This is a genomic window from Streptomyces sp. NPDC057654, from assembly GCF_042800135.1.
Taxonomy (GTDB): Bacteria; Actinomycetota; Actinomycetes; order Streptomycetales; family Streptomycetaceae; genus Streptomyces.
The window spans coordinates 1-2186 of the sequence record NZ_JBHVHQ010001148.1 but is presented as its reverse complement, the minus strand read 5'-3'; the positions used below and the strand labels follow the sequence as shown (position 1 = coordinate 2186).

The 2186-nt window shown below is 69.0% G+C and carries 2 protein-coding genes; both read right to left on the bottom strand.

Annotated elements, in window-relative coordinates:
- On the bottom strand, nt 1–1165 hold a 1165-nt coding region (locus tag ACFU99_RS41440; protein ID WP_384403319.1), incomplete at its 3' end, for an alpha/beta hydrolase.
- 89 nt (nt 1166–1254) lie between these two features.
- Complete coding sequence (locus ACFU99_RS41435) at nt 1255–2028, bottom strand: alpha/beta fold hydrolase (protein WP_384403316.1); 774 nt, start codon at nt 2026–2028, stop codon at nt 1255–1257.
- Nucleotides 2029–2186 lie beyond the last annotated feature (158 nt).

Here is a 2186-nt window from a genome sequence, read left to right as displayed (position 1 = left end):
CCGGCGCGGACGGTTTCCAGTCGCAGGTGCGGTCGGCGGCGCGCATCGCCGCCAGCAGGCCCCCGGTGGGGTGCTGCATCTTCGCACGGAAGGCGGGGGTCAGCATCTTCTCCACTGTGGCGGGCAGCGCCTTGAGGATCTGCTCCTCGCTGTGTTCGCCGTCGTACAGTTCCTCGACGCGGCTCGCGTACGGCGCGCGGAACGCGTCGGCCGGGTCCTTGTACAGCCGGTACAGGCGGTTTTGGGCAACGAGCCAGTACGAGGAGTAGAGGACGCCGCTGGTGTCGTTGACCCGGCCGTCGAACAGCGCCGGGATCTCGTGTCCCTCCAGGTCGTACGGGCCGCTGATCGGCGCCAGCGCCTTCAGCCGGAAGTGCCGGTCGGCTCCCTCGTGCAGGGCCCGCCCGAGCGCCATCGCGACCTGGCCGCCCTGGGAGAAGCCGGTCGCGTAGACGTCACCGGTAAGCGGCCGGCCGAGGCGGTCCGCCGCTGTGCGGACCGCCCGCAGCATGTCGACCGAGGCCGTCACCGCGGAGCGGGTGTCCATGTACGGGTGGCGGCCGGGCCCCTTGCCGAGGCCCAGGTAGTCGGGCGCGGCGACGGCCCGTCCGGCGCTCGCGTTCAGGTAGGAGGGGATGCGGCCGAAGTCCTCCTCCACGGAGGGCGCGTAGGAGCGGTTGACCATCGTGCCGTGAGTGTCGGAGACCAGGTCGAGGCGGCGGCCGAGGCGGTGGTCAAGGCGGTCGTTGCCGTCGGTGGGGAGGGTGAGCAGGCCGGTGGCCGTGGTGGGCTTGCCGTGGGAGTCGACGGTCCGGTACGTCAGTTGGTACGCCCGTACGCCGTGCCGTACCGAGTCGGCGGCCGTCCCGTGCTCGACGAGGAACCGCTTGACCTCCGCGGCATCGCGGGTGGCGACGTGCGTTACGGAGATCAGCGCTCCGCGGGATGCATCGGCCTTCTGCCCTGGGCGGGCCGGCGCGGCGGGTCCGGACCCGGTGGCCGCTGGGGCCGCTAGCGTCGGTGCCGCTACTGCCGGCACCGCTACTGCCGGCGTGGCGGCGATCGCGGCCAGCAGCAGGGCCCCAGTGGCGGCGATGCCTCGCTTCCTCCGCCAGGTGTGGTTGTTCCGAAGGGCATCAGGGGTCTTGTACGTCTCATCTCTCATGTCACGGACGCTACGGAGACGCCGCTCGCCCGGACATCCGAGAAGCCCCCGGAATGGCGGTGTCCCTAATGCCACCCCGTCAGGGTGTGTTAATCCGTGGGCAATTGGGTCAGAAATGAACGCACAGCAGCGGCGAACCGCTCTGGGGCGTCGCAATGCACGACGTGTCCGGCGGGAAGTTCGGCCAGCCGAGCCTGGCCGGCGGCCCGGCGGGCGATCATTTCCCGGGCGTGGTCGTGCGCCAGTACTTCGCTGTCCGTTCCTCTGATCAGCAGGGTCGGGCAGTCCACCGATTCCCAGTCACTCCAGTGATCTCCGGTCAGGGCTTTGTGGGACAGCACGGTGTGGTCGATGTCGAATGAGTACCCCCAGCCGCCCTCGAACTGGCGCAAGGAGCATTCCAGATAGGGCGCCGTCGCACCGAGTCTCGATACCAATTCCTGGCGGGAAGCCGCATTTCGCGGCAGCTGCGTCGCCAAGGACCAGTCGGCGTTCACTACGGCGCCGACGTCCTCGACGATCAGGGCGGTGACCTGATCCGCGTGCCGGGCGGCGTATTGATAGGCGTTCACACCGCCCAGGGAGTGACCGAGAATCACCACCGGTCCGAGTCCCAGGTGGCGGTGGAATGCCGCGATGTCGGCGACGTAGTCGGCCCGTCGATAGCTCTGGGCGCGGTCGGAATCGCCATGACCTCGCTGGTCCAGAGCCATCACCCGCCATTGCGGGGCCAGCGCCTCGGCCAGCGGGGCGAACGTCGATGCCTCGTTGTAGTGCCCGTGAAATGCCAACAGCGGGACGCCCGGCCCGCCGAAGTCCAGAAACGAGAGCCGTCGCCGATCAACTGTGCAGAACTCGCGCATGTCCGCATGCTACTGAGTTTGAACTCGGGGTGTCGTAGCTGCTGATAGGGGCAGGTTGCCGCGGTGCGCCGTCTGTGTGAGGTGCATGAGGTACGCGCAGGGTGGCGGTCGGTCGGACGAGTGCGAGTTTCGTCTCGGGCCCTTTGAGCCCTTCGGGC